The following is a 26,742-nucleotide window of genomic DNA, read 5'->3' as shown; positions in this document are numbered from 1 at the left end:
TCTCTAGTTGTATTATACAAGGGATTTCACTTATGTGTTTTCGAATTTATCATTTCGAATGAGGAAATATATTTCTTTGTTATTTTTAATTCGAGCCATTTTTCTTTCCGAGAAGTTACTTGACTAAAGTAAGTAGGTGTATTACAATCACTTACATAAGGTAATTAAATAACAAAAAGTTTTAATTTACTTAGGTTAAGGTATCAATTGGAACTTTTTATTAGAATAAGAATTTTTATGATGATGAATAATGAATATGATAAGAAAGTTTAGGTGAAGAAAATGGGATTATTTAGCTCATTGTTTGGTAAAAAAGAAGAAAATACAAAAGTAGAGGGGAATAAAACAATGTCAAAAGTATTATTTGTAAAAGCAAACGATCGTCCAGCGGAGCAAGCAATTAGTTCAAAAATGTATGAAACATTTGTAAGTGCTTATAAGGAAGCAAATCCGAATACAGAAATTACGGAGTTAGATTTATTCGCATTAGATCTTCCGTATTACGGAAATATTGCTATTTCAGGTGGATATAAACGTAGTCAAGGAATGGAGATAACAGCTGAAGAAGAGAAGGCAGTTGCTACAGTGGATAAGTACTTAAACCAGTTTTTAGAAGCTGAAAAAGTAGTATTTGCATTCCCATTATGGAACTTTACAGTACCAGCACCATTAATCACGTATATTTCATATCTTTCTCAAGCGGGAAAAACGTTTAAATATACAGCGAACGGTCCAGAGGGTTTAGTTGGTGATAAGAAAGTAGTTGTTTTAGGTGCTCGTGGTTCAGATTACTCTTCTGAACAAATGGCTCCTATGGAAATGGCTGTTAATTACGTTACAAACGTACTTGGGTTCTGGGGAATTGCAAATCCAGAGACAGTTGTAATTGAAGGACACAATCAATATCCAGATCGTTCACAGCAAATTGTTGAAGAAGGTTTAGATAACGTTAAGAAAGTAGCGGCGAAATTTTAATTAATGATAGTAAATGTAAAACCAACATGGATGACCATGTTGGTTTTTTAGTCTAATTTCCATGTTAAAAAATGTATATCCATAAAATGAATGAAAAGTTTGAAAATAGTATTGCAAAATATTATATAACAAACTATAATGAGTTCAAGAATAGTTGATACTTAAATTAAATATTCAGAAAATTCAATTAGTTAAAATTGGAAAATGAAATAAGGAAATTTGAATGGGGGTTATATTATGGCGAATAAAGTACCGTTTTCGTTCATAGTAGTTATCGGATTAATGTTATTTGCACTATTTTTTGGAGCAGGAAATTTAATATTCCCAGCGATGCTTGGTCAATCGGCAGGAGAGAATGTATGGATTGCTAACGCTGGATTTTTAGTAACAGGAGTAGGTTTACCATTACTAGGTGTATTAGCATTTGGTTTTTCAGGTAAAGATGATTTACAGTCATTAGCAAGTCGTGCTCACCCAGTGTTTGGGATTGTATTTACAACAGTTTTATACTTAGCAATCGGTCCGTTATTTGCAATACCAAGAACGGGAAATGTTTCTTATGAAATTGGTCTTAAGCCGTTTATGCCAGAGGGATTAGGTTCTACACCGTTAATTCTTTTTACAATTATATTCTTTAGCATCACTTGTTTTTTTTCGCTAAATCCTGCGAAAATTGTCGATATTGTTGGAAAAATCTTAACACCAATTAAATTAACATTCATCGGTATTTTAGTAATTGTTGCTTTTATTCATCCGATTGGAGAAATGCAAGCACCAGTTGAAGGGTATACATCACATGCATTTTTCAAAGGATTCCAAGAAGGATACTTAACAATGGACACGCTTGCATCGTTCGTATTTGGGATCATCATTATTAATGCAATTAAAGAAAAAGGTGCGAAAACGAAAACACAAATTATGGTTGTTTGTGCAAAAGCAACACTGATTGCTGCATCTATTTTAGCAATTATTTATACAGCTCTTTCTTATATGGGAGCTTCAAGCGTTGCGAAGCTTGGACATTTAGAAAACGGCGGAGAAGTATTAGCAAAAGTTTCTAACTACTATTTCGGATCATATGGCGGGGTATTATTAGGGTTAATGATTACAGTTGCTTGTTTAACAACAAGTGTGGGACTTGTATCAGCGTGTTCTTCATTTTTCCATAAGTTATTCCCAAATGTTCCTTACAAAGCAATCGCAATCACGCTATGTGTATTTAGTGCAATTGTTGCAAATGTTGGATTAACGCAATTAATTGCAGTTTCTGTGCCAGTATTAACAGCAATTTATCCACTAGCAATCGTGTTGATTTTCTTAACATTCTTCCATTCATTATTCAAAGGAAGAGCTGAAGTTTATCAAGTGAGTTTAATCGTAACGTTTATCATCAGCTTATTTGATGGATTAAGTGCAGCTGGAGTTAACATTGAAGTAGTAAGCCGTGTGTTCACTAAATTCCTTCCGATGCAGGAAGTAGGATTAGGCTGGATCTTCCCAGCGATTATCGGTGGATTTATCGGATATGGCATTAGCATTTTAAAAGCGAAAAATGGAGTTCGCCCAGCAGCTAGTGCGAATAAGAAAATAAGTTAAATGAAAAAAGTTATAGAATTTGATTCTATAACTTTTTTTGTTACTATTGATAAGAATAGAAAAAATAAAGTAATAGGGGAAATAAAATGAAAAAAACAATTGACCATATCGGGATCGCAGTTCGTGATATAGATAGTACGATACAGTTCTATGAAAAGGTTTTATCAGGAAATTTAATAGATCGATACGTAAGTGAAGCACCTGGTGTTGAAAGCGAAGTAGCTATTCTTGAAGTTGATGGTGATAGAATCGAATTACTTGCGCCAACGAATAATACAACTTCTCCAATAGCACGATTTATAAAGCAAAAAGGGAAAGGTGTCCATCATGTTGCGTATCGTGTAGACGATTTAGATGTAGCTTTAGAAGAATTAAAGGAACAAGGGATTCGAACGTTAGAACATACGCTTCGCATCAATAAGCATGGTAGACGATTAATTTACCTTAACCCAGCTGATACGGAAGGGACGATTATTGAATATTGTGATTATCCGGAAGTGAAATAAAGGAAGTGTATTTTTGTGAAAGGTGTTACGTACTAATGTAACGCCTTTTTATTTGTATACTTTTCAATATTTCGACGAAAGTATTTCGGAATGTTGAATATATATTATGAGAAGCTATCCACTATCCTGTAGGAGTGGGCATGATTTTTTTTAGTATTTGCGAGCAAATGGAGCCGACTATAGGGTAAGCAATCCTCATTTTGCACAGTAATATATGAAAGAAAAAGGGTGCTTTATAACCAACTATATATTTTATGCAATACATATAATATAAATTGTGAATTTCATGTATTGGAGAGTGGTTATCTGTGGAGATTTCAAATAGTGCTGAAAATTTTAACGTATTATTTGTTACATCTAGTGTTCCTGTCTATTTTCCGGTGCTAGAGGAATCTATATATAATAGTTTGAAAAAGGCAATTCGTAATGTAACGATGGTAACATACGAAAACTTGGTGAAAACGGCTTTAAAGATAAAACCGGCACTCATTATTGTATTTCATGGTTTTGAAGAAGGGATAATTAAGGGAATTCAAGATTTAAAACAATACAACTTTAAAACTGCACTCTGGCTTACAGATGACCCTTACTTTACAGATGTGACGAAAAACTTAGTGCTTGATTATGATTATGTGTTTACGCAAGATACAGGATGTATTGATTTTTATAAAGATTTAGGTTGTGATAATGTATATTATTTGCCTTTAGCAGCAGAACCTCCTGCATATACGCCGATACTTAGGGAAGAGGAATACATATTTGATATTAGTTTCATAGGGACTGCTTTTGATAATCGGCTCGCATTTATTGATTCAATTGCAGAGTACTTAGTGACTAAAAACACTCTAATTATAGGTTGTAATTGGGATAGACTAAAAAGTTATGAGTTATTGAAGGATAAAATTTTACTTTTACCATTTTTGGTTTACGAAAACAGTATAGGAAATTACAAAAAAAGTAAAATCAACATGAATATACATCGCTCGATAGAGGATTTAACATTTAATAGAAATAGAGTAAAGGTAAATGCTTGTTCTATTAATAATCGTACATTCGAAATAGCTAGTACAGGTTCTTTTCAAATGACGGATATTCGTTCAGATTTAGAAAAGTGTTATATTCCAGGGGTACAAATTGAGACATTTACCTCAGCGGTTGATTTTATAGAGAAAGCTGAAAGATATTTATCGAACCCGTCACAAAGAAAGAAAATTGCGATGGAAGGGCTGAAGAGAACGCTAATCGAACATACATATGATAAAAGGGTACAACAGCTGTTAAAAATAATTGAAATGAACCCTAAAAAAGAAAATGAAATTTAAAAATAGGGAAAGAATGTGTTGAAACACAACATATTTAAAGAACAAGGTATTTGAATGGAAGAGCATACACCTCGAATGAATAAGCATGGTAGAAGATTAATTTATCTTAACCTAGCGGATACAGAGGGCACGATCATTAATTATTGTGATTATCCGGAAGAGAAGTAAAGGAAGTGTATTATGGAGAAAGGGTGTTGCGTAATAACGTAATACCTTTTTTATTTATCCCGCTATTTGTTGGCAATAAGATTCCCGCTTCAAAAGTCGGAGAATGCGAGGGAGTTAGGTGGGAGATCGAATGCCCGTAAAAGTCCCACTGATTAAAGTTTCACTTTATGTATTTCACATTTTCTTCACAAATGATTCACGATAACTTTTCTTCTTAGGGAACTTACATAAATATATTTTATGCTATAATGATAATCAACTTTAAAAATATTAGTAATATCTATGAAGGTAGCTACTATTATATTGGAAGTATAGAGGTGAGGAATAAATAGAGAGTGATACTAAATAAATCCTTATACTTAATCAGGTTAATATTTTATCAAGAAATAAAACTTGGGAAGTAAAAAGTAATGAAAGTGTAGTGACGAAAAAGAAAGAAGTGAAATGATTGTGAAAGTAATACGAAGGTTAGGGGTATGGCTATTAATAGCGTGCGTGTTTATCATATTGATACCAAAAAGCGCATCTGCTCATGCGTATGTTGTGAAATCAAATCCTGCTGAAAATGAAACGTTAAAGAAAGCACCATCTGTTGTGAAAATTGAATTCGATGAGGACATACAAGTTTCAAGTTTTAATACATTGTTCGTAAGAGACACCTCAGGTAAAAGAGTAGATTTAAAAGATGCACATATTGATAAGAAAAACAAAAAAATATTAGAGGCTGGGTTAAAAGAGAATCTCAAAAATGGTCTTTACTCTATTCAGTGGAAAGCTATTTCAGCTGATGGACATCCGATTCAAGGAGTTATTCCATTCCGTATTGGATTAGCAGAAGCGGGAACAGATGATATACAAGTAGAAGAGATGGGCTATGTTCCGCAAATCGATATGATCATGGAACGTGGGGGTCTATATACAAGTTTCTCACTATTTTTAGGAGTTCTATTCTTTAATCTTATTATGTATAAAGGGAATGCAACCTCAGTTCAATCAAGGAGTAAGAGAATAATATGGATATCATTATTTGGGATATTTATTAGTTTACTATTCAATCTACCATTGCAGGCGAAAATAAATGCTGATGTTTCATGGTTAGAAGCATTCGATCCTTTATTATTAAAAGAAACATTACAGCTATCTGTTTTTGGTTATGTATGGATCACTCAAATGGCTCTTATTAGTACGCTTATAATTGTTACATATTTTGCAGTGAAGAGTGAGAGGCTTTCGTCGTTTAAAGTATGGAGCATTCCAATTGTATTATTTATGGGGTTACTGGTTATGAAAGCTTTCAATAGTCATGCATATGGGTTAAAGTTTAAAGAAATTGCTGTCGTTATGGACTTTCTACATTTATTCGCAGCTTCGTTATGGATTGGGGGGCTATCATCGATTGTTCTTCTTTTACGTAAAGAGGATGACAAGTGGACTATGTATTGGGATGCGATTAAGCGTTTTTCGCCATGGGCAACAGGTGCTGTCATAGTGATTTTATTAACGGGTCTTTTTAACAGTACATTTTTTATTCCCACGATCCATTCCCTATTTGATACGAAGTATGGATTGGCCTTATTAGCAAAGATACTTTTATTCGTGTGTATGGGGATATTGGGAATTATTCATTATGTGAAAGGGAGAATGCGAGCGCAGCAAAGGTTAGGAGCTACGGTGAAAGTAGAGTTTATCATTGGAATTATCGTTTTTGTAATCGTAGCGTTTATGACAAATGTACAAACGCCGCCGATGCCTCCTACGGGACCTTTTACAGAGAGTAAACAATTAGATAATGGATATGAACTTACTTTACATGTAAGTCCTAATAAGGTAGGACAGAATACATTTCATATTACTTTGAAGGATGAGAATGGACAGCCTGTTACTGATATGGAACAAATTGTATTGACGACTCAATCTTTAGATATGAATATGGGCAAAGGTTCATTTAAAGTTTCGGCAGTGTCACCGGGAGAATATGAAGCGGAAGGTATGTATATTAACATGACAGGAAACTGGAATATACAAGTTCACGGATTAACAAAATCTCTTGATAGTTTCGATACGGATTATAAATTTATTGTAGGTGGCAGATAAAAAAGACGTTATAAATGAAAAGGAGTTTATAGAAAATGAAACGTATAAAAAAATTAGGAACAACAATGATCGCAACAATAATTGCAATGGGGATTTTTTCGTTACCTGTTAGTGCTCACGTAACTGTGAAACCAGCAACTTCTGACGTTAGCTCTTGGGAGACTTATACAATAAAGGTACCTGTTGAAAAGAATATGGCAACAACAAAAGTCACACTGAAAATACCGTCTGGAGTCGAGTTTCAACAGTACGAGCCAGTGCCAGGGTGGAAAGTGGAAGAACAAAAAGATGCAGCTGGAAAAGTTAAAACTGTAATATGGGAAGCAACAGGAGAAGGGATTTTACCTGGTCAGTTCCAACGATTTACTTTCGTTGCTAAAAATCCAGATAAAGAGCAACAAATAGCTTGGAATGCATATCAACAATATAAAGATGGAGAAATTGTTGAATGGACAGGCGATGAGAAAGCTGAAAAGCCCCACTCACTTACTACGATTGCAAAAGGTACATTATTAACAGGAGAACATGGTGAAGTATCTAGTGTGGAAAAAAATGAAAGTACAAGTAATATGCAAACAATAGCAATTGTCTTATCAGTTTTAGCGATTGTATCTTCCGTAGGTACGTGTGTTTTTGTAGTACGTCGTAAAAAGTAGGGAACATTGAAAGGTCTCATTGAAAGTAATGAGACCTTTGTTAATAAAATTTTGAGATTAAGCAGCTTCGAGGGGGATTAGAGCTACAAATACAACATGGTTTATTAAGATAAGGAACTCAATTGACTGTCATTACTTCTTCTGGTAGGTTATCATGCTTAAGCCAGTTTTCAATTAAAGTATTAAATAGTTTGGGATTTGCTAAAGGGATTCCATGACCGATTTTAGGAATGATAATACCTGTGCAATTAGGATTACTTTCAAGGATTGCAGTCATCGAGTCTTTCATGATTCTTTTTTCGTTTTCTCCAACAGTCACTAATATATTGCTACTAGCATTCTCGAAACCTTTTGGTATTGTAAACGACATATTTTCTTCTAATATCCTCACAAATGTATTTTTACTTATTTGACAACTTTCATGATAATAGTTATCAAATTGTGTTTCATCTATGTACATTGATTTTGCTTGTATTTTGGAAAACGTCTTACTCTTTATAAGTGGATAGGTTAAGCCAAGGGATCTTATTAATGTTTTAGCGAAAGGAATTAGTTTAACTAATGCGCTATTTATCATAGCGTATTGAATCAAGTTTGGTTTCATGCTGAGCATTGTAATTAATACTTGAGCACCTAACGAAAAACCGATTACTATAACAGTTTTACCTTGTCCTTTTTCTTCAACTAATTCAATGATTTTTTCAGCACTAAAGTGTATTGAAAAATGATCCTTACTACTATTTTCCCCTTGCTCGGGTAAATCAGGAACAAGGCAGTGAAAGTTAGTAAAATGTTTAATTTGTTTGTCCCACATCCATCCACTGACTCCGCCCCCATGAATAAAAACCATAAGTGGAGAACTTGAATCTCCAAATTCTTTATACTGTAAAACCATATAATTCCCCCTTATGATTAGAATTGTTAGTCCATACATATGTATTAGAGATAATATTCTCTACTTAATTATCATCATACAATAAAAAAGGAAAATTTTCCTTTTGCTAAGATGTTAAGTGACGGTACTGATAAAATGGTAAAAAAGAAAGAGCCTACAAGTGGTAGACTCTTTCTCATATCTATTTATTTCACTTCAACTTGCTGCCTTACAGCAAGTGCTTTCGGCTTTATATTTACAAAACAAATGCTTACGATAATAAATAAAAGTCCGATGAATAAGCTAATTGTAATGGCCTCATGTAAGAAAATAGAGCTTACAATAATAGCGATCAGTGGGATAAGGAACGTATAAGCCCCAACTTTACTTGCCTCACCAGCTCCTACAAGTGTAAAGTAAGCGAGCCATCCCATTGCAATAACAAAGAACGAGATGAATAGTAGTACACTTACAAATGGTATACTCCAAGCGATGTTAGACCAGCTCTCAAATTCTGAACCAAATCCGATTAAGCAAAGTCCGCCAATAATAAGCTGAAGTGTTACCATCCAAATGGCATTAACACGGTGTCCAGTTTTCTTAATAAATACTGTGCCGAGTGCCCAGCCGATAGCGCACCCTAAAGCAAGTAGTACACCGATAATAGAAATATGTCCAGTTAAACTACTAGAGCTAATAACCCCAACACCAATAAATCCAAGAATAAGTCCGAAAATTTTCAAGCCGTACATAGATTCTTCAAGCCAAATCCATGAGAAAATGCCGAGTAAGACAGGTTGGAGAAATACGATTGCGGAGAAGAGTCCGGCGGGCATATACTGAAGTCCGACAGTTTGTAGTCCGTAAAACAAAATAATATTGAGTAAAGATGAAATAAAGTATAAATGCCAAGTTTCCTTTAAATTTAATTGTTTGTATTTCGGTAATGCGAAAGTAAGTAAGATAAATCCTCCTATTAATGTTCTAATCCCTGCAAAGAGTACGGGTGGTGTGTAATGCAGAGCGAATTTTGATAACGGCCAATTAATTCCCCACATAATAACGAGAAATGTAAGGATTATGGCAGTCTTAGTTCGAGAAAGCTGTGTCACTGTAATCCCTCCTTGTTGTATTCCATTTCACTATGATATGATATCGACTATGATAAATAAAATGAATCTTTTTTATAAGGAGTATAAGTGATTAGTTATGACCATTACACAACTTCAAGTTTTAATTAAAACGGTTGAATTAGGGAGTTTTACGAAGGCTGCCGGGATGTTAAATATGACACAGCCAGCTGTAAGTCATGCGATTTCAAGCATTGAGTCAGAGTTAGGAGTTACCATTCTTATACGCGATAAACGAAAAGGGCTAATCGTTACGGATGTTGGAAATAGAATTCTTGTACATATTAGAGAAATCTTAAACGGCGTTGAGAAGATTGAACAAGAAGTAGCGATGGAGAAAGGGCACGAAGTTGGGACGATTCGAATTGGGAGTTTTCCGAGTGCTTCTGCACATTTCTTACCCAAAATGATAAATCTTTTTAAGGAGAAGTATCCGAACTTAGAAGTCGTTCTTTGTGAAGGCACGATTAAAGAAGTTGAAGATTGGTTAGTATCGAGGGTTGTTGATATAGGAATTGTTATTTTGCCTAATAAAGATATGGAAATCGTGCCCCTAACGAAGGGGAAAATGGTTGTTGTCTTAAGAGAGGATCACCCTCTTTGTAAGAACGATTCTATTACAATAGGTGATTTAGAGAATGAACCGATCATATTATGTAAGGGTGGGTACGAACCACCCATTATCGATATGTTTAAACAAGCGAACGTACCACTTCGGGCTGAATATATAATTTCCACAGTTACAACAGCTTTAAATATGATTCAAGAAGGATTAGGAATCGCAATTTTGGCTGAGTTATCTTTAACGAGTTTACCAAAGAATATACAAACGAGAGAATTGGAACCACAAGTATGGAGAGAAATTGCTTTAGCTGTTCCTTCATTAAAGGATTCTTCAATCGCTGTGCAGCTATTTATTGAAGAATTTCAAGACTTGTTTGCAGAATAAGAAGAGGTGTCTCATATATTGTAATGGGGCACTTTTTTATTTGCTTTAAAAAATTTGTAAAAAGGATTGACTTATACTCTAGTTGTAACTATAATGATTACATCGAGGTGGTAATCACAATGAAAATTAGTAGCCGCTTTTCTATAGCTGTTCATATTTTATCTATTTTGAAAAACAATCCATCTTCAGTTTGTACTTCGGACTATATGGCCGAAAGTGTAAATACAAATCCGGTAGTAATTCGAAAAATAACGTCTTACTTGAAACAAGCTGAGTTTGTATACGTCAAACGCGGTCCGGGTGGCGCGGGATTATTAAAGGATTTACATGAAATCACATTATTAGATGTGTATCATGCAGTGAATGTAGTGGAAGAAGACAAACTATTTCACATTCATGAAAAACCGAATCCAGACTGTCCAATTGGGGCGAATATTCAAGCTGTTTTAGAGGTTATATTAGTTCAGGCGCAATCTGCGATGGAAGAAGTGTTGAGAAATATTACGATGGGGCAGTTATTTGAATCTTTACAACAAAAAATGAATGCATAATATGATAATTGCAAGTCTCTAAAAGGGAATGCATATTTTTTTCTCAAAATTGTAACCATTTCGGTTACATCTAAAAATAAAAAGAAGGTAAGGTGCAAATAATATGACTGTGAAAATGAAAGTATACTCAGATTTTATATGCCCGTTTTGCTTTTTAGCAAAAGGTCCATTAGATGAAGTAGCGAAAGAGAAAGATGTAGAAATCGAATGGATGCCATTTGAATTGCGTCCAAGTCCATATTCTAAAATAGATCCTTGGAACGAGCCAGATAAGTTAGGTTCATGGGATTCTTTCATTCTTCCTACTGCAAAAAAATTAGGGGTTGAAATGCGTCTGCCACGTGTTTCTCCGCATCCATATACACATTTAGCTTTTGAAGGGTGCCAATTCGCGAAAGAGCGTGGACTTGGAAATGAGTATCATCACCGAGTATTTACTGCGTTTTTCCAAGAAGAGCAAAACATTGAAGATATTGATGTATTAACGAAATTAGCGGTAGAAGTAGGGCTTCCTGAAGCAGAATTTAAAGATGCTTTAGTAACTCGTAAATATAAAGAAAAACATCAAGAAGCGATTCAACATGCATATGATGAAGCGAATATTATGGCTGTTCCAACTGTCATGATTGGAGATGAAGTCATTCAAGGACTTGCTAGTAAAGAAACGCTAGAAAGAGTAATTGATAAAGAAATCGAAAAGGATAAAACAAATTCATTTGAAGGTATGCAATGTAAGGCGGATGGATATTGCTAATTCGTCTTGCATGAAAGACTCAAATTGATTTGTTTAAATAAAAATAATAAAACATATATTTGGAGGAATTAAAATGTCAGCAACTACAACAAACTTAAAAGAAGCAATCGTGAACCGTCGTTCAATTCGTAAAGTAACAAAAAACGCTACAATTACAAAGGAAAGAATTGAAGAAGTATTAAAAACAGCTTTACATGCACCAACTTCTTTCAATATGCAAAGTGGCCGTATGGTCGTATTAATGGATGGAGAGCATGAAAAGTTTTGGGATATCGTAAAAGAAACGCTTAGATCACGCGTACCAGCAGAAAACTTTGAAGCGACTGTAGAAAGACTAAAAGGTTTCCATGCAGGTGTAGGTACCGTTTTATTCTTTGAAGATCAAGCAACTGTAGAAAAAATGCAAGAAAATGCACCGTTATATAAAGATCAATTCCCATTCTGGTCTCATCAAGGAAATGCAATGCTACAACATACTGTATGGATGTTATTATCAGCTGAAGGAATTGGCGCATCATTACAACATTACAATCCAATCGTAGATGCTGAAGTGAAAGAAACATGGAATATTCAAGCGGAGTGGAGTTTAGTAGGACAAATGCCATTTGGTGAGCCAAATGAACAACCAGGGGAAAGAACATTCTTACCTACTGAAGATGTAGTGAAATTTTATTAAGAAATTTAATATATATAGAGTTAAATAAATGAAAGGAGAGTACATATATAGCTATATATGTACTCTCCTTTCGTATGTAATGTTTAAATGCGATTGTGGAAAAGGTTACTGCAAGAATAATTTCTTTCATATGAATCGAAGTTTTCCCTACAATTAAAAATCTATCATGTTTTTGAAATGACAGTAAACATCCCCGTCATGTTTGGTGAGTAATTTTTAAAATCAAATTTTTCATAGAACGATTCTTTACCTTGTGATGCAAATAAACCGACAAACGCCTTATCAGGGGCATTCTCATTTAAGTATGCAACCAAAAGATGCATTATTTCTTTCCCAATACCATGTTTCTGATAATCCGGATGAACCACTATATCTTGAATATAGAAATAGATAGATCCATCACCAACAATTCTCCCCATGCCCACAATTTTTTCATTATCTTTGACCGTGATGCAGTGAATAGAATGCTTCAGTGAAGTATCCGCTACTTCAAAATTCATATAATTAGTCCATCCAACAGAATCACACAAATATTTGTACTCTTCCAATGTTGGAATGTTATTTTTAAACTCATATGTTTTCAAAATGCATCCTCCATGTCCTTAAATTCAATAAGTATATAAATTCGACATATTTTTATCTATTCCTCTTACGCAACAGAACTCCTTTTAGTTATTGAATACTATATCATCTGTCTCGTCTATTTAATTTAGTCCAGCTTCCCTATTCGTATTGGTGTTAATTTATGTGTATTTAGGGAAGAAATATAAGAAATAATCTGGTGAGAAAGGAAGTGGGAACATGAATGATGAGAAAAAATATACAGTTGTCGGTACTGATGTTGATGAAGTGAAACGTTTAAATAAAAATTCAGGGTTAACATATAATCAGGTGAAGGAATTGTTAGCAAAGCAAATGCAAAAAAAAAGTAATTAGATTGAAATCTTTCATTTTTTCATTTAGCATTTTGATTGGAGAGAGTTAAGTAAAAGGTAACTCTCTTTTTTATATAAATGAGCAACTTTTAGAGTGGAGGAAGCAACATGAAAAAATGGGTAAAGATAACGTTGTCTATCGCTGGAGGTATTGTTCTATTGGTGTGTGCCGGAGGATATTACGTGTATAAAAATTATTTTCCAAAGGAACCTGAGCGTATTGTATATGATAAAGACAGAGTGTTAAAACCGATACATAATCAACTTAAAGGGATCGACATAGATAATATAAAGATAAAAGAAAAAGAAGTTGTAAATGCGACTGTGGATGAGCTTCAAAAAATGGTTGATGATGGGAAATTATCATATGAAGAATTAACGAGTATTTATCTTTTTAGAATACAAGAACATGATCAAAATGGAATATCATTAAATGCTGTTACAGAGATTAATCCTAATGCAATGGAGGAAGCACGACAGTTAGATAAAGAGAGATTTTTAAATAAGAAATCGAACTTATACGGCATTCCTGTCATCGTAAAAGATAATGTACAAACAGCGAATGTTATGCCGACAAGTGCTGGAACTTATGTATTAAAAGATTGGATTGCAGATGAAGATGCGATGATTGTGAAGAAGTTGAAAGAAGAAGGGGCGTTTGTTTTAGGAAAAGCAAATATGTCTGAGTGGGCGAATTATTTATCTTTTACAATGCCAAGTGGATATAGTGGGAAGAAAGGACAAAATTTAAATCCATATGGCCCGATTACATTTGATACATCAGGATCGAGTTCAGGATCTGCTACAGTGGTTGCAGCTGATTTTGCACCGCTTGCAATCGGGACGGAAACGACGGGATCCATAGTAGCACCGGCAACGCAACAATCAGTAGTTGGGTTACGTCCGTCTTTAGGTATGGTTAGCAGAACAGGAATTATCCCGTTAGCTGAAACACTTGATACAGCAGGGCCAATGGCAAGAACGGTCAAAGATGCAGCAACGCTATTTAATTCAATGGTAGGTTATGATGGAAAAGATGCTATGATAGAAAAAATGAAAGATAGAGATAGAATGGATTATACGAAGGAGTTATCGATAGATGGATTAAAAGGGAAAAAGATAGGGATTCTTTTTTCTATAGAACAACAAGATGAAATTAGAAAAGCAGTAGCGAAAAAGGTTAGAAAGGACCTTGAAGATGCAGGTGCAATATTGACTGATGATGTTCAGTTAAACAGCGAGGGTGTAGATAATCTGCAAACATTAGAATATGAGTTCAAGCATAATGTTAACGATTATCTTTCACGGCAAAAAAATGTGCCAGTAAAATCGTTAGAAGAGATTATAGCGTTTAATAAAAAGGATAGTAAACGACGAATAAAGTATGGACAAACATTAATTGAGGGTTCTGAGAAATCTGCTATAACGAAAGATGAGTTTGAAAAAATAGTTCAAACGAGTCAAGAAAATGCAAGAAAAGAGCTTGATAGGTATTTAGTAGAAAAAGGTTTGGATGCTCTTGTGATGATTAATAACGATGAAGTTCTTCTATCAGCTGTGGCTGGTTATCCAGAATTAGCAGTGCCGGCAGGATATGATTCTGATGGTCAGCCGGTAGGTGTAGTGTTTGTTGGGAAACAGTTTGGTGAAAAAGAACTTTTTAATATTGGATATGCGTATGAACAGCAGTCTAAAAATAGACGATCTCCTAAAATATAGAGTTGATAAAGTAGTTTTTAGAAAAGTAGTAGATAAAAAAATCCGACAATAAAAAAGAAAAAAAGGATTCTTTCCAATTAGTAAGAAAGATTGTCTATAGAAGTTCATAAAATGTAATATATCCAATTTCCATCCATTGAAGGGGGAGGTTAATTCTTAATGAATGAAGTGAAAAATTTCTTTCGAAGCAGAGGGTTTCAACGGTTTCTCGTTTTAATAATATTAGTGCTTGTATTGTATGGATTAAAAAGTATGATTAATTTAATATTAATTACGTTTATTCTCACGTTTTTGATGGATCGATTTCAAAAGTTTATTTCAAAAAAATTGAAAGTAAATAGGAAAGTGGTTATTGCTGGTTTATATATTGTGTTAGTGACGTTTATTATAACTACACTATATAAATATTTGCCTGTACTAACGATACAAATTTCACAATTAATTTATCAATTTAAATTGTTTTTTCAAAACCCACCTGATAACGAGATAATTAAATATGCACTTTCGACAATTAATGGAATGGAAGTATCGAAATATATCGAACAAGGTGTAGATGTCATTTATCAATCGATAGCAAACATAGGAAAAGTCAGTTTACAAATACTACTTTCTCTTATTTTAAGCTTATTTTTCTTATTAGAAAAAGAACGCATTATAGCATTTACTTCGAAATTTAAAGATAGTAAGCTGAAAATTTTTTATGAGGAGATTGCATATTTCGGTGAAAGGTTTGCAAGATCGTTCGGAAAAGTGATTGAAGCACAGTTTTTAATTGCGGTTGTAAATTGTGTGCTCACTGTAATTGCACTTGTCATTTTAGGATTTCCACAGCTTCTTGTATTGGCTGTCATGGTCTTTCTACTCGGTTTGATTCCAGTTGCTGGTGTTATCATTTCATTGTTTCCACTTTGTATCATTGCCTATAACGTCGGCGGGGTTGTGTATGTTGTTTACATACTAGTGTTCATTACAGTAATCCACGCTCTTGAAAGTTATTTATTAAATCCAAAATTTATGTCTGCAAAAACGAATTTACCTGTTTTTTATACATTTATGATTCTTATCTTTTCAGAGCATTTCCTCGGAATATGGGGGCTTATTATTGGGATTCCAATCTTTATCTTTTTATTAGATGTACTTGATGTAAATAATGATGAACCGATTAAAGATAATAAGTGATAGAAAATGACCGATGTTTTCTCTTGATGAAAACATCGGTCATTTATTATTTTTTCTTTGGAGGAGGTAGTTTAATGAAGGTATTTGCAATTAAAGCTATAATAGCTGCAGCAAAAATAAAGACTGCGATTACACTAACTCCCATACCTGCCCATCCTCCTACAAGGAAGATACTTATCGGTATTGCTAACAAGCTTAAAATAATTAGAATCAATCCGAGATTCTTATCATATTTTTTAGTTGGAAATAGCGTTCTGATGATTAAGAAGAGGAAAAGTATTAAGGATGCTACAGCTAGCAAGAGGATTGCAATCGTCAAAGAATCATTCATGAAATCACCCCTTTTTATAGATAATATTACCGTTTAAATTGAGGGGGAACTATAAAAGTATAAAAAAGCAATCCAATATAAATCGGATTGCTTTTTTGATTGGAAAATATGATTAAAGAACAGGAGCCATTGTTTCTTTCAACACTTGAACAGAGTGATCGAATTTTAATTCTTCCTCTTCACTTAGTTCAACTTCTAAAATTTCCCGAACACCGCCGCGGTTTAAAACAGCAGGTACGCCGATATAAACATCCTGTTGGCCGTATTGACCTTCAAGATATGCTGATACAGTTAATACGCTGTTTTCATTGCTTAAGATTGCTTTCGTAACACGTAAAAGTGACATGCCGATGCCGTAGTATGTAGCACCTTTTCGTTCAATAATGTGATAAGCTGCATCACGAACGTTTACGAAAATATCATCTAAATCTTTTTGGTTATATGTGTTGTCTTTTTCAAGAAGCGTTTGTAGTTTTTGAATACCAATTGATACGTGACTCCACACCGGAAGTTCTGTATCACCATGTTCTCCGATAATATAAGCGTGAATGTTATGAGGTCCAATATCAAAGTACTCACCTAACATATAGCGGAAACGAGCTGAGTCAAGAGTTGTACCAGAACCGATTACGCGTTCTTTCGGTAATCCAGATTCTTTCCAAGTTACGTAAGTTAAAATATCTACAGGGTTTGTTGCGATTAAGAAGATGCCATCAAAGCCGCTATCCATAATGCTACGAACAATTTGCTTGAAAATTTTAGCGTTTTTCTCAACTAAATCTAAACGTGTTTCACCTGGCTTTTGTGGCAATCCAGCTGTAATTACAACAAGATCTGCATCTTTACAATCTTCATAACTACCTTTCCAAACCTTTGTTGGAGCTGGTGCGAAAGGAACCGCATGGCTTAAGTCCATTGCTTCTCCTTCAGCTTTTGCTTCATTTACATCAACTAAAACAAATTCTTCAGCTACAGCTTGGTTAATCATACAGTAAGCATAACTACATCCAACTGCTCCTGTTCCTACTAATACAACACGGTTAATACCTTTTTTCATTTCAAAATTCCTCGCTATTTCATAAATTTTATTATGTAAGATAATACGTCTTACTTCTATAGTTTCATATCTATTTTATTACATTTTATAAAAGATATTCAAGTGATTGAAAATGTATCCACTCAATTGCTTGAATGAAACATAGGAATCCTGTTAAACGAATATAATTCAGTAAAATCCTTCATAAAAGGGGAATGGGCATGGGGAATCCATTATCGATGGAACAAATGCTTCAAATTATTCATGAAGGGCTTGCCAAAACGAATAACCCCAAACGGATTACAATTGCCGGTGCAGGGATGTCTGGATTAGTTGCAGCATCTTTATTAAAAGAGGCTGGGCACGAGGTAACGATTATAGAAGCAAATAACAGAATAGGTGGCAGGGTGTATACGATTCGGGAACCATTTAGTGCAGGATTATATTTTAACGCAGGTCCTATGCGTATTCCGGATACTCATGATTTAACTTTAGCCTACATTCGTAAATTTAAACTACCGTTAAACCTTTTTATTAATAAAACTTCTTCAGATATAATTTATACGAATAACAAAAGAACGAGATTGGATGTGTTTGAAAAGGACCCAAGTGTACTTGGATATCCAGTTTTAGATAAAGAAAAGGGGAAAACGGCAGAAGGATTAATGTTAGAGGTATTGGAACCGATACTTAATTATATTAAGAAAGATCCTAATAAAAACTGGATTATTGTTGAAAAAAAGTATAAAACATATTCGCTCGGTTCATTTTTAACCGAGTATTATTCAGATGGGGCAATAGATATGATCGGAGTACTTCTTGATATGGAAGCATACATGGGAATGTCATTAATTGAAGTATTACGCGAAATAATCTTTTTCACTTCAACGACGAAATATTATGAGATAACAGGCGGGATGGACGCATTACCAAATTCATTTTTACCAGAGCTAAAGGATAATATTTTTATGTCGTATAAAGTAGAAAAAATTATACAGGAAGATAATAAAGTAATGATGCAAGTAACACATGAACAAACGTTAAATTCATTTATAGTAACTGGTGACATCGCTATTGTCACAATTCCATTTTCAGCTTTGCGATTTGTAGAAGTTCAGCCATATCATTTATTCTCTTATTATAAAAGGCGGGCAATTCGTGAATTAAATTATATTGCTTCAACTAAAATTGCGATAGAGTTTAAAAGTAGATTTTGGGAAAGAGCAGGACAATATGGTGGTAAGTCAATTACAGATTTACCTATCCGCTTTACATATTATCCGAGCTACGGCATTCATACACCAGGGGCGGCTATCGTTTTAGTGAGTTATACGTGGGCAGATGAGGCGTTAACGTGGGATAGTCTCTCGAATAGAGAACGTATTCGTTATGCTTTGAAAAATTTAGCGCAAATATATGGAAATGTGCTTTATAGTGAGTATGTTGCGGGAGAATCTTTTAGCTGGAGTCAAAATCCGTATTCTTGCGGAGCATTTACAGCTTTTGAACCAGGGCAAGAGCTTGAATTGTTTCCATATATTACGCCGCCAGCGGGTAGAGTGCACTTTGCAGGAGAACATACGACATTAACACATGGATGGATGCAAGGAGCGATTGAGTCTGGAATTAGAGTTGCTCATGAAGTGAATGGAAAATGAAACGATAATCTAGCAGTTTTGTTTACAAATAGGTATTCTTTTAATAAAATGATAAATATAAATCGTAATAATTACGCTTTGAATAAATTTGAAGTAGAGAAATGGATGGTCGGTCGAATGAGTAAAGTAGAAATTCATATATTAGGTGGTTTTTTAGGTAGCGGAAAATCAACATTGCTGCAAAATTTATTATTAGCAGAAAAGAAGAAAAATCGAAAAGTTGCAGTTTTGATGAATGAAATCGGTGAATACTCGGTAGATACAGATATTATTGGAAAAGAGAATGTGCTAAGGGAACTTCTGAAAGGATGTATTTGTTGTACGTTAAAAGAAGAGCTTGAAATTCAATTACATTCTTTATATCAACAAGAAAGACCAGATGTAATTTATATAGAAACAACAGGTGTCGCACATCCAATTGAAGTGTTAGATGCATGTGTATCACCAATTTTAGCTCCTTTCCTTGAAGTGAAATCTATAGTAGTCGTATTAGATGCAGTAAGATGGTTAAACCGAAGTATATTAAGTGCAAATGTACAACAGCTATTACATGAGCAAATGAAATATGGAAGTCATATTCTTATTAATAAATCAGATTTATTAACAGATTCGGATAAGAACAAAGTACTTGAAGACGTAAAGGCAATAAATAATCATGCGAAATTGTTTGAAACAAAGTATTGTAATATATCTTTAAAAGATATAGAAGAAGCTGAATTTGTGAGAGATGGAGAACATGAGACACTACATGTCAAACAGCATTTACATATACAAACGATGACGTATCAATTTACGAAATCGATTGATCAAGATAAATTATACGAATGGCTTTCGAATTTACCAGATAGTATTTATCGTGTAAAAGGATTTGTGAAATTCCATGGAGATAAATACCCGCATCTATTCCAATATTCGTTCGGGGTACCGACTTTACTGGAACAAGACTTCGGTTTCCCGACAAACTTGGTAGTAATAGGGGAAGGATTAGATAAGAAGCAATTGGTTGAGGGGTTAGAGAACGTCGAAAATAATTAATCGGTTTTTCTAATCATTTTTTTAGGTAAGCTGCAAATAATTGACTTAATGAATTAAGTTAATTATTTGCAGCTTTTTGCGTGATGATTACTGTAATGAAACAGTAATTTCATTTGAACAACGGAATATATATTGATTGTATGTCCGTTTCCATTTAATAGGAAGGTGATTATAGATTTGTGCCGAATGTAGAGGTTACTACAAGAGTTTTCCATTACCAATTTTAAAGTCATGATTACGGACAGGGGAATTTGGCGTGTTTGATTCTATCAGAAAGTAAAGTATGGGGAGGATCACAATGTCGATAAAAAAACGTAAATGGCTAAGAACGGTGGTTACTGGTTGTGTTTTAGGGTCATTATTAGTAACAGTAGCTTGTTCGGGAAAGAAGACAAGTACAGAAGATGAAAAAACGATTAAGGTAGGGGTTCTTGCTTCGTTAACAGGTCCATTGGAATCGTATGGAAAACAAACAGTGAACGGGTTTGAATTAGGGTTAGATTATGCAACTGGTGGAACTGGGAAAGTGGAAGGGAAGAAGATTAAGTTTGTTGTAGAAGATACGGAAACGAAAGCCGATGTAGCGGTTAAGAAAGCTACGAAATTATTAGAAGAAGAGAAGGTTGATTTTTTAGTCGGATCATCTAGTTCAAGTGATACATTAGCAGTTTTACCACTAGCTGAAGAATATGAAAAAATTATGGTTGTAGAACCGGCAGTTGCTGATAGTATTACCGGGAAGAACTGGAATAAATATATTTTTAGAACAGGAAGAAACTCTTCGCAAGATGCGATTGCTGGGGCTGCCTCAATTGCTAAAAAAGATGTAAAGATTGCGACGTTTGCTCCAGATAATGCTTTCGGTCGTGAAGGGATTGCAGCATTTAAAGCGGGAGCAAAGAAATTAGGTGCGAATATTGTAAACGAGCAATACGCGGATACGAATTCAACTGATTTCACTGCAAATATTCAAAATATTATTAGCTCAAAGCCAGATTATTTATTTATCGTTTGGGCAGGTGCGAATTCACCATGGAAACAGTTGAAAGATATGAATGTGGAAGCGCAAGGTATTAAAATTTCTACTGGTGCACCTGATATACCAGCATTAAAAACGATGGATGCGCTAATAGGGATGCAAGGGTTTTCTGTTTATTATCACTCACTTCCAAAGAATAAGGTGAACGATTGGCTAGTAGAAGAACATAAAAAACGTTTTAATGGTGCTGTTCCAGATCTGTTTACAGCAGGAGGAATGTCAGCGGCAATTTCTATCGTCGAATCTTTAAAGAAAACGAAGGGCGATACAGATGTAGATACACTTATTAAGAAAATGGAAGGGATGGAATTTGAGACACCGAAAGGAAAGATGAAATTTAGAGAGAAGGATCATCAAGCATTACAAACTCTATATTCTATAACGCTGAAAAAGCAAGATGGTGTTGATTATCCAGTACCAGTGTTAGAGAGAGAATTAACGATGAAAGAGACAGAACCATCAATTCAGAATAAATAGACTGAATTTTCTGTTGTCTTTGTATAAAGAGGGAATACCCTCTTTATACTTGTTTCTTTCATAAACATGGCTTTCAGTGGGAGGAATTTTATGACACATTTGTTAGAGACAAAAAATCTTTGTGTATCTTTTGGGGATCATCATGTTATTAAGGATGTTAATTTAACGGTACAAAAAGGAAAGCTCATTTCAATAATTGGACCGAATGGTGCTGGAAAGACAACGCTATTCAATTTACTAAGTGGACAAATTTCTCCAACAAAGGGTGAAGTATATTTTAAAGGACAAGAGATTACAAATTTATCAATTTCGGATCGTACTCGATTAGGAATTGGTCGTTCTTTTCAACTTACAAATATATTCCCAGAGTTAACGGTACTTGAAAATGTTCGTTTAAGTGTTCAATCATTTGTGCAAGATTACTATAGTTTTTTTCCGAGTTCGGCAAAATTTAAGCAACAAGTTGGAGAGGCGAGACGTTTCTTAAAAACAGTATTACTTCACGAGAAAGAACATGTATTAGCGAAAGATCTAGCGCATGGGGAAAAACGAAAGTTAGAGCTTGCGATGTTATTAGCTTTAAAAACGGATGTGTTACTACTTGATGAGCCGACGGCAGGTATATCAGTTGAGGAGGTACCGGCTATTTTACAAGTGATTGAAAATATTAAGAAACATCCAGAGAGTACAATTGTACTTATTGAACACAAAATGGATATGGTACTAGGTTTGTCAGACCATCTTATCGTTTTATTCCATGGAGAGTTATTGGCTGAAGGTTTGCCCGAAGAAATGATGAAAGATGAGCGTGTACAAAGTGCTTATTTAGGGGGATTATATAGTGGCACTATTACAAGTGAATAATATAGAGACGTATTTAGATCAGTTTCATATTTTACAAGGGGTATCTCTTACTGTTGAGAAAGGAACGATTACTGTACTGTTTGGAAGAAATGGGGCAGGGAAGACTACGACATTACGTTCGGTTATGGGATTTCACCATATCGCACATGGTGAAATTTATTATGATAGTACACAAGTAAATGGATTATCTACACATTTAATTTCAAGGAAAGGAATAGGGTATGTACCAGAAAATCAAGGTATTTTTCACGACCTGACAGTAGAAGAAACATTCGCTCTTGCTAGGGGGAAGGGAGAAGAAGCGGAAGAAAAAATAGACTGGATGCTTGAATTATTTCCAGATTTAAAGCAATTTTGGCACAAAAAAAGCGGACTCTTAAGCGGAGGGCAAAAGCAAATGCTAGCAATTTCAAGAGCATTTATTAATAGTGATGGTTTATTACTTATTGATGAGCCGAGTAAAGGCTTGTCGCCCATTATGATAGAAAAATTAATGATAGCCATTTTGAAAATGAAGGAAAAAACGACTGTTTTACTTGTTGAACAAAATTTTATGATGGCTAGTCAAATCGGTGATTATTTTTACATTATGGATAATGGGCGCATTGTGCATAACGGTTTCATGGAGGAACTGCGAGAGGATAAGGAAACATGTCATAAATATTTAGGTATTTCTTAACATTGATACGGGGGGGGGAGAACGTGGATGTGCTAATTAACTTATTTGTAAATGGCGTTTCGACAGGGATGCTTATTTTTTTATTAGCGTCTGGTCTATCACTTATTTTCGGTTTAATGAGCGTACTAAATTTTGCGCATGGCGGTTTATTTGCATGGGGAGCATTTACAGGCGTTTGGTTATTTAATATGACAGATAGTTATTTATTAGCGCTAATTGGGGCAGTCGCTATGGGTATGTTCCTCGGTTTCATTTTAGAAAGATTTCTTATTAGACCAGTGTATGGAAACCATGTGCGGCAGCTACTCGTGACACTCGGAGGAATGCTCGTTCTTAGCGAGTGCATCAAAATATTTTGGGGTCCTAATCCAATTGCTGCAAAATTACCGTTATGGCTTCAAGGCAGTTTTACATTTGGAGGAGTTATCTTAATAAAATATCGCCTATTCGTTATTTTAGTTGGGATACTAATTTACATCGCTTTACTATTGCTGCTGAAAAAAACAAAGATAGGACTTATGATTCGCGCTGGTGTAATGGATAAAGAGATGGTTCAAGCTCTCGGAATTAACGTAAAAGCGATATTCTCGTTTGTTTTTTTATTAGGAGCAGGGATGGCGGCGTTAGGTGGTTTTCTACTAGCACCATATTCAGGAGTTATTTTTGCTGAGATGGGTATGCAGTACGCAATTTTAGCTTTTATAGTAGTTATTATTGGCGGATTAGGTAGCGTACAAGGTTCAGCGCTAGCATCTTTAATTGTCGGATTAGCCGGTGCTTTTACAGCGTATTTTTTGCCAGATTTATCTCTTGCAATCAATATGTTAATGTTACTATTTTTCTTAATAGTGAAGCCAACGGGACTTGTTGGTGAAAAGGGGTGAAATGGTGAACAGCACATCAAATCGAATTAAAGTATACTTCGGAGTATTTATGCTCATTTGTTTAAGTGTATTTCCATTCGTAAATGATTCACGGAGCTTGTTAATTTTGTTCACTCAAATCTTCATCTTTGCTATTTTCGCTATGAGTTTTGATGTTCTCCTTGGATATACAGGTATTGTTTCATTCGGTCATTGTATGTTCTTTGGTATAGGGGCGTATGGGGTAGCACTTTTATTTGAGCGACAAGGGGTGTCTATCACAAACTTTTTTATAGGAATAGCAGCCGCAATTATTGTATCAGCCATCGTTAGTTATATAATCGGTTTGCTTTCTTTACGGCTGAAAAGTCATTTTTATGCAATGTTAACGCTTGCTATTTCCCAGCTGTTTTTTGTACTTGCTGAAAAATGGCGTTCACTGACTCATGGAGGAGATGGATTTACATTTCGTGTACCAGATATATTCCGTGATCGTTTTACATTTTATTATATAACATTTATATGTCTAATCAGTATTTTCATTTTGTTACGTCTTTTCACAAAATCTTCAATTGGGAAAGTGTTAAAGGCGATTTCACAAAATGAACAACGAGTTGAAGCACTGGGCTATAAAGTTCTTCATTATAAAATTATTGCTAGTGTTGTTGCAGGAGTAGTTGCAGCGATTAGCGGTGGTTTATTTGTTATCACTTTACGCTTTGTTAATACAACTGTATTTTCAATTGAAATGACATTAAATGCATTATTGATGACAATGATTGGGGGAGTTGGAACTTTAATCGGAGCAATCGCTGGAGCTGGGATTATTGAATCATTGAAATATTATTTATCCGAATTAGCGACGGAATATCCGATTTTTGAACGATGGACGATCATTCTTGGTTTATTATACATTATCGTGCTACTAGTTTTTCCGAAAGGGTTAGTTGGAACAGTTAAGAAGTTGAAGAATTTTAAAAGAAGTAAGAAGGAGAAGAGTACAGGGGTGGAGCAGAACGTGTGAAATAAGTCTTCAAGATGGAAAGGGATGTCCTAGTAGTTAAACATATTAACTAGGTAACATCCCTTTTTATTTTATTAGGCCGTACGATAGTATATGAAGTTATATTAGCGATTCGACAAGGGATATCTATTTACCCGTAAAATACGACAAGTGTAGCCTTTTTATTAATTAAATAGTTCACCTGGAATCACTTTATCTAAGTCTCGAGTTGTAAAGAAGTTAATAGGTAGTTTTTCAACCGCGACATTTTCAACTGGAACTAATTTATCATTTCTAATCGGTAAAAAAGCTATCCCATTTCCCTCAACAATAAACTCTTCAATAAGCGAATAAGAATCTAACTGTTGAAGTTGATGCTGAGATAGATTGTTTTCTTTTAGAAATTGTATTGTCATATTTCTAAAAGGGCACTTTTTATCGTTACTAACAAAGAAAAGTTCTTTTGAAAAGTCAATGTTACACTGTTCTTTCGCTTTTAATAAGCCTACAGAAATTGAAGTGGTGAATACTTTTTTAAACGCTGCGTCGGGATAATCCTCATAAGTTATGACCATATCAACTTTTTGTTGCTGTAGTAGTTTTTGTAAATGGCTACTACTTTCTATATATATTTGATAATTCCTGAAATTTTCTTTAATACGCATACTTAAATAATTAGTCAAAATAGATTGTGACGTCGCTATTACATAAGAAGATGCACTTGTTTTAATTTCATCTTTGGCTTCTTCTAAAAGAGCTAATATTTTATTCGTGTAGTCTAATAAAATGTCACCAGAAGGTAACAGGGAGACACCTTTGTTATCTCTATGTAGTAAAGGCGTTTCTAATTCTTGTTCTAATTTTTTGATTCGCTCAGTTACATTTGGTTGTACATAGCCTAGCTCTTTAGCGGCTTTACTAATAGATCCTTCGTTAGCTACAGTTTTAAATATGATAAGATCATTTATTTCCATTCATTTCAGCCCCTTATACGGTATCATTATAAATGATATCAAACATAATTTATACCTATTTTACGTCAGCCGATCATCGGTTTATCATTATATATATAAGATCGAAAGTGAGTGATAAACATGATTGGTATGCAATATAAGGTCATTTTGCCAAAAGATTATGATATGGGGACTATTAGAGAAAGGGTGAAAAAGAATGGTTATAAAACGGATGGTTTTCAAGGGTTGAATTTTAAGGCTTATTTAATTGCTGAGGCAGGTAAGGATGGGGGTTTCCATAATTGTTATGCACCTTTATATATTTGGAATGGTCATGAAGGGCTGAATAAATTTATCTTTGAAGGGTATTACGATAATATTTTGCAATCGTTTGGGTGGCAACAAATAAATATAGGTGTTCCATTAGTTGTTAATTTAAGTAATGATTTTAGAAAAAGTAGATATGCTGTTGAATATGCAGGGAGTATTTCTCAAAGTAAATCGCTGATTGGGACGCAATTAAATAAAGTAAATGAAAATGTGCAAAACATAGAAAAATGTTTAGGGAATGTAATAGTTTATAATCCGGATAAGTGGGGATATAGTCAATTCAGTTTTTATAAGGAAAAGCCTGAAATAGATGTAATGGACGATGTTACTATTTATGAGATTTTACATATTTCACGAGGATATGTTGTTGAATGCTAAATTAAGAAAAAG

The 26,742-nt window shown here is 34.4% G+C and carries 27 protein-coding genes and 1 pseudogene; 22 read left to right on the top strand and 6 right to left on the bottom strand.

Annotated features, from left to right (window positions below):
* Nucleotides 1-282 precede the first annotated feature (282 nt).
* The 7 genes and pseudogenes from MR066_RS14480 to MR066_RS14450 all read left to right on the top strand — a co-directional run bounded on the left by MR066_RS14480 (nucleotide 283) and on the right by MR066_RS14450 (nucleotide 7,317).
* Nucleotides 283-975, top strand: coding sequence for an FMN-dependent NADH-azoreductase (locus tag MR066_RS14480; protein WP_002165961.1), 693 nt, complete (start codon nucleotides 283-285; stop codon nucleotides 973-975).
* A gap of 237 nt (nucleotides 976-1,212) precedes the next feature.
* A complete protein-coding gene (gene brnQ / locus MR066_RS14475) occupies nucleotides 1,213-2,571 on the top strand; it encodes a branched-chain amino acid transport system II carrier protein (protein ID WP_242247541.1) in 1,359 nt (452 codons plus the stop codon).
* A gap of 86 nt (nucleotides 2,572-2,657) precedes the next feature.
* Complete coding sequence (locus MR066_RS14470) at nucleotides 2,658-3,077, top strand: VOC family protein (RefSeq protein WP_242247540.1); 420 nt, start codon at nucleotides 2,658-2,660, stop codon at nucleotides 3,075-3,077.
* Nucleotides 3,078-3,385: 308 nt separating this feature from the next.
* Entirely contained in the window at nucleotides 3,386-4,399 is a 1,014-nt protein-coding gene (locus tag MR066_RS14465) for a CgeB family protein (protein WP_242247539.1), read from the top strand.
* Between the two features lie 60 nt (nucleotides 4,400-4,459).
* A pseudogene (locus tag MR066_RS14460) lies at nucleotides 4,460-4,567 on the top strand (glyoxalase); the annotation flags it as partial.
* Nucleotides 4,568-5,011: 444 nt separating this feature from the next.
* On the top strand, nucleotides 5,012-6,661 hold the full coding sequence (locus MR066_RS14455) for a copper resistance CopC/CopD family protein (RefSeq protein WP_242247538.1): 1,650 nt from the start codon (nucleotides 5,012-5,014) through the stop codon (nucleotides 6,659-6,661).
* Between the two features lie 35 nt (nucleotides 6,662-6,696).
* Nucleotides 6,697-7,317, top strand: a complete 621-nt coding sequence (locus MR066_RS14450) for a YcnI family copper-binding membrane protein (RefSeq protein ID WP_242247537.1) — start codon at nucleotides 6,697-6,699, stop codon at nucleotides 7,315-7,317.
* A gap of 118 nt (nucleotides 7,318-7,435) precedes the next feature.
* On the opposite strand, the gene MR066_RS14445 is transcribed toward MR066_RS14450, so the two are convergent.
* Both MR066_RS14445 and MR066_RS14440 read right to left on the bottom strand, forming a co-directional pair.
* Nucleotides 7,436-8,212: an alpha/beta fold hydrolase gene (locus MR066_RS14445; protein WP_002168626.1), complete on the bottom strand. Its 777-nt coding sequence runs from the start codon at nucleotides 8,210-8,212 to the stop codon at nucleotides 7,436-7,438.
* A gap of 185 nt (nucleotides 8,213-8,397) precedes the next feature.
* The gene (locus tag MR066_RS14440) at nucleotides 8,398-9,303 is read right to left on the bottom strand and encodes a DMT family transporter (protein WP_002086216.1); all 906 of its coding nucleotides are present in this window, start codon (nucleotides 9,301-9,303) and stop codon (nucleotides 8,398-8,400) included.
* 97 nt (nucleotides 9,304-9,400) lie between these two features.
* On the opposite strand from MR066_RS14440, the gene MR066_RS14435 reads away from it, so the two are divergent.
* The 4 genes from MR066_RS14435 (at nucleotide 9,401) to MR066_RS14420 (ending at nucleotide 12,251) form a co-directional block, all read left to right on the top strand.
* Nucleotides 9,401-10,270 (top strand): LysR family transcriptional regulator, encoded by an 870-nt coding sequence (locus tag MR066_RS14435; RefSeq protein ID WP_002012297.1) that lies wholly within the window; start codon nucleotides 9,401-9,403, stop codon nucleotides 10,268-10,270.
* A 119-nt stretch (nucleotides 10,271-10,389) separates the two neighbouring features.
* Complete coding sequence (locus MR066_RS14430; RefSeq protein ID WP_002012300.1) at nucleotides 10,390-10,821, top strand: Rrf2 family transcriptional regulator; 432 nt, start codon at nucleotides 10,390-10,392, stop codon at nucleotides 10,819-10,821.
* Between the two features lie 103 nt (nucleotides 10,822-10,924).
* Nucleotides 10,925-11,575: a DsbA family oxidoreductase gene (locus MR066_RS14425; RefSeq protein WP_002012302.1), complete on the top strand. Its 651-nt coding sequence runs from the start codon at nucleotides 10,925-10,927 to the stop codon at nucleotides 11,573-11,575.
* A gap of 73 nt (nucleotides 11,576-11,648) precedes the next feature.
* The gene (locus MR066_RS14420) at nucleotides 11,649-12,251 is read left to right on the top strand and encodes a nitroreductase family protein (RefSeq protein WP_242247536.1); all 603 of its coding nucleotides are present in this window, start codon (nucleotides 11,649-11,651) and stop codon (nucleotides 12,249-12,251) included.
* Between the two features lie 164 nt (nucleotides 12,252-12,415).
* On the opposite strand, the gene MR066_RS14415 is transcribed toward MR066_RS14420, so the two are convergent.
* Complete coding sequence (locus MR066_RS14415; RefSeq protein ID WP_215601035.1) at nucleotides 12,416-12,835, bottom strand: GNAT family N-acetyltransferase; 420 nt, start codon at nucleotides 12,833-12,835, stop codon at nucleotides 12,416-12,418.
* Between the two features lie 217 nt (nucleotides 12,836-13,052).
* On the opposite strand from MR066_RS14415, the gene MR066_RS27200 reads away from it, so the two are divergent.
* From MR066_RS27200 to MR066_RS14405, 3 genes are all read left to right on the top strand, one after another.
* Nucleotides 13,053-13,187 (top strand): hypothetical protein, encoded by a 135-nt coding sequence (locus MR066_RS27200; RefSeq protein WP_002012306.1) that lies wholly within the window; start codon nucleotides 13,053-13,055, stop codon nucleotides 13,185-13,187.
* 107 nt (nucleotides 13,188-13,294) lie between these two features.
* Nucleotides 13,295-14,905 carry an amidase family protein gene (locus MR066_RS14410; protein WP_242247535.1) on the top strand — a complete coding sequence of 537 codons (1,611 nt, stop codon included), beginning with the start codon at nucleotides 13,295-13,297 and terminating at the stop codon, nucleotides 14,903-14,905.
* Between the two features lie 159 nt (nucleotides 14,906-15,064).
* Nucleotides 15,065-16,084: an AI-2E family transporter gene (locus MR066_RS14405; protein ID WP_061689780.1), complete on the top strand. Its 1,020-nt coding sequence runs from the start codon at nucleotides 15,065-15,067 to the stop codon at nucleotides 16,082-16,084.
* 46 nt (nucleotides 16,085-16,130) lie between these two features.
* Here MR066_RS14405 and MR066_RS14400 read toward each other — a convergent pair whose 3' ends face one another.
* The gene (locus MR066_RS14400; RefSeq protein WP_002189262.1) at nucleotides 16,131-16,415 is read right to left on the bottom strand and encodes a YesK family protein; all 285 of its coding nucleotides are present in this window, start codon (nucleotides 16,413-16,415) and stop codon (nucleotides 16,131-16,133) included.
* A 112-nt stretch (nucleotides 16,416-16,527) separates the two neighbouring features.
* Nucleotides 16,528-17,472, bottom strand: coding sequence for an L-lactate dehydrogenase (locus tag MR066_RS14395; protein WP_002012312.1), 945 nt, complete (start codon nucleotides 17,470-17,472; stop codon nucleotides 16,528-16,530).
* 200 nt (nucleotides 17,473-17,672) lie between these two features.
* Here MR066_RS14395 and MR066_RS14390 point away from each other — a divergent pair, with 200 nt between their 5' ends.
* The 7 genes from MR066_RS14390 to MR066_RS14360 all read left to right on the top strand — a co-directional run bounded on the left by MR066_RS14390 (nucleotide 17,673) and on the right by MR066_RS14360 (nucleotide 25,090).
* The gene (locus MR066_RS14390; protein ID WP_242247533.1) at nucleotides 17,673-19,109 is read left to right on the top strand and encodes a flavin monoamine oxidase family protein; all 1,437 of its coding nucleotides are present in this window, start codon (nucleotides 17,673-17,675) and stop codon (nucleotides 19,107-19,109) included.
* A 117-nt stretch (nucleotides 19,110-19,226) separates the two neighbouring features.
* A complete protein-coding gene (locus MR066_RS14385) occupies nucleotides 19,227-20,144 on the top strand; it encodes a CobW family GTP-binding protein (protein WP_242247531.1) in 918 nt (305 codons plus the stop codon).
* 298 nt (nucleotides 20,145-20,442) lie between these two features.
* Nucleotides 20,443-21,660 (top strand): substrate-binding domain-containing protein, encoded by a 1,218-nt coding sequence (locus MR066_RS14380; RefSeq protein WP_061674159.1) that lies wholly within the window; start codon nucleotides 20,443-20,445, stop codon nucleotides 21,658-21,660.
* A 90-nt stretch (nucleotides 21,661-21,750) separates the two neighbouring features.
* Nucleotides 21,751-22,524, top strand: coding sequence for an ABC transporter ATP-binding protein (locus tag MR066_RS14375; protein ID WP_016103178.1), 774 nt, complete (start codon nucleotides 21,751-21,753; stop codon nucleotides 22,522-22,524).
* On the top strand, nucleotides 22,502-23,203 hold the full coding sequence (locus MR066_RS14370) for a branched-chain amino acid ABC transporter ATP-binding protein (protein WP_016103179.1): 702 nt from the start codon (nucleotides 22,502-22,504) through the stop codon (nucleotides 23,201-23,203). Before MR066_RS14375 ends, MR066_RS14370 begins: the two co-directional genes overlap by 23 nt.
* A 23-nt stretch (nucleotides 23,204-23,226) precedes the next feature.
* Complete coding sequence (locus MR066_RS14365) at nucleotides 23,227-24,087, top strand: branched-chain amino acid ABC transporter permease (RefSeq protein WP_002141340.1); 861 nt, start codon at nucleotides 23,227-23,229, stop codon at nucleotides 24,085-24,087.
* Between the two features lie 49 nt (nucleotides 24,088-24,136).
* Nucleotides 24,137-25,090, top strand: coding sequence for a branched-chain amino acid ABC transporter permease (locus tag MR066_RS14360; RefSeq protein ID WP_242247566.1), 954 nt, complete (start codon nucleotides 24,137-24,139; stop codon nucleotides 25,088-25,090).
* A 164-nt stretch (nucleotides 25,091-25,254) separates the two neighbouring features.
* On the opposite strand, the gene MR066_RS14355 is transcribed toward MR066_RS14360, so the two are convergent.
* On the bottom strand, nucleotides 25,255-26,043 hold the full coding sequence (locus tag MR066_RS14355) for a LysR family transcriptional regulator (RefSeq protein WP_002031321.1): 789 nt from the start codon (nucleotides 26,041-26,043) through the stop codon (nucleotides 25,255-25,257).
* Between the two features lie 120 nt (nucleotides 26,044-26,163).
* Between MR066_RS14355 and MR066_RS14350 the strand changes: the two genes are divergently transcribed.
* Nucleotides 26,164-26,730, top strand: a complete 567-nt coding sequence (locus tag MR066_RS14350; RefSeq protein WP_242247530.1) for a DUF4865 family protein — start codon at nucleotides 26,164-26,166, stop codon at nucleotides 26,728-26,730.
* The last annotated feature ends 12 nt before the right edge of the window (nucleotides 26,731-26,742 follow it).

This window comes from Bacillus cereus group sp. BfR-BA-01523, from assembly GCF_022662615.1.
Lineage (GTDB): Bacteria > Bacillota > Bacilli > Bacillales > Bacillaceae_G > Bacillus_A > Bacillus_A mycoides.
Note: the sequence above shows the minus strand (reverse complement) of the source record. Positions and strands in the feature narration are given on the sequence as shown.

Coding starts and splice junctions, on each gene's coding strand:
- MR066_RS14480 (WP_002165961.1), top strand. CDS start 283: ATGGGATTATTTAGCTCATTGTTTGGTAAAAAAGAAGAAAATACAAAA.
- brnQ (WP_242247541.1), top strand. CDS start 1,213: ATGGCGAATAAAGTACCGTTTTCGTTCATAGTAGTTATCGGATTAATG.
- MR066_RS14470 (WP_242247540.1), top strand. CDS start 2,658: ATGAAAAAAACAATTGACCATATCGGGATCGCAGTTCGTGATATAGAT.
- MR066_RS14455 (WP_242247538.1), top strand. CDS start 5,012: ATGATTGTGAAAGTAATACGAAGGTTAGGGGTATGGCTATTAATAGCG.
- MR066_RS14450 (WP_242247537.1), top strand. CDS start 6,697: ATGAAACGTATAAAAAAATTAGGAACAACAATGATCGCAACAATAATT.
- MR066_RS14445 (WP_002168626.1), bottom strand. CDS start 8,212: ATGGTTTTACAGTATAAAGAATTTGGAGATTCAAGTTCTCCACTTATG.
- MR066_RS14435 (WP_002012297.1), top strand. CDS start 9,401: ATGACCATTACACAACTTCAAGTTTTAATTAAAACGGTTGAATTAGGG.
- MR066_RS14430 (WP_002012300.1), top strand. CDS start 10,390: ATGAAAATTAGTAGCCGCTTTTCTATAGCTGTTCATATTTTATCTATT.
- MR066_RS14425 (WP_002012302.1), top strand. CDS start 10,925: ATGACTGTGAAAATGAAAGTATACTCAGATTTTATATGCCCGTTTTGC.
- MR066_RS14420 (WP_242247536.1), top strand. CDS start 11,649: ATGTCAGCAACTACAACAAACTTAAAAGAAGCAATCGTGAACCGTCGT.
- MR066_RS27200 (WP_002012306.1), top strand. CDS start 13,053: ATGAATGATGAGAAAAAATATACAGTTGTCGGTACTGATGTTGATGAA.
- MR066_RS14410 (WP_242247535.1), top strand. CDS start 13,295: ATGAAAAAATGGGTAAAGATAACGTTGTCTATCGCTGGAGGTATTGTT.
- MR066_RS14405 (WP_061689780.1), top strand. CDS start 15,065: ATGAATGAAGTGAAAAATTTCTTTCGAAGCAGAGGGTTTCAACGGTTT.
- MR066_RS14400 (WP_002189262.1), bottom strand. CDS start 16,415: ATGAATGATTCTTTGACGATTGCAATCCTCTTGCTAGCTGTAGCATCC.
- MR066_RS14395 (WP_002012312.1), bottom strand. CDS start 17,472: ATGAAAAAAGGTATTAACCGTGTTGTATTAGTAGGAACAGGAGCAGTT.
- MR066_RS14390 (WP_242247533.1), top strand. CDS start 17,673: ATGGGGAATCCATTATCGATGGAACAAATGCTTCAAATTATTCATGAA.
- MR066_RS14385 (WP_242247531.1), top strand. CDS start 19,227: ATGAGTAAAGTAGAAATTCATATATTAGGTGGTTTTTTAGGTAGCGGA.
- MR066_RS14380 (WP_061674159.1), top strand. CDS start 20,443: ATGTCGATAAAAAAACGTAAATGGCTAAGAACGGTGGTTACTGGTTGT.
- MR066_RS14375 (WP_016103178.1), top strand. CDS start 21,751: ATGACACATTTGTTAGAGACAAAAAATCTTTGTGTATCTTTTGGGGAT.
- MR066_RS14360 (WP_242247566.1), top strand. CDS start 24,137: ATGCTCATTTGTTTAAGTGTATTTCCATTCGTAAATGATTCACGGAGC.
- MR066_RS14355 (WP_002031321.1), bottom strand. CDS start 26,043: ATGGAAATAAATGATCTTATCATATTTAAAACTGTAGCTAACGAAGGA.
- MR066_RS14350 (WP_242247530.1), top strand. CDS start 26,164: ATGATTGGTATGCAATATAAGGTCATTTTGCCAAAAGATTATGATATG.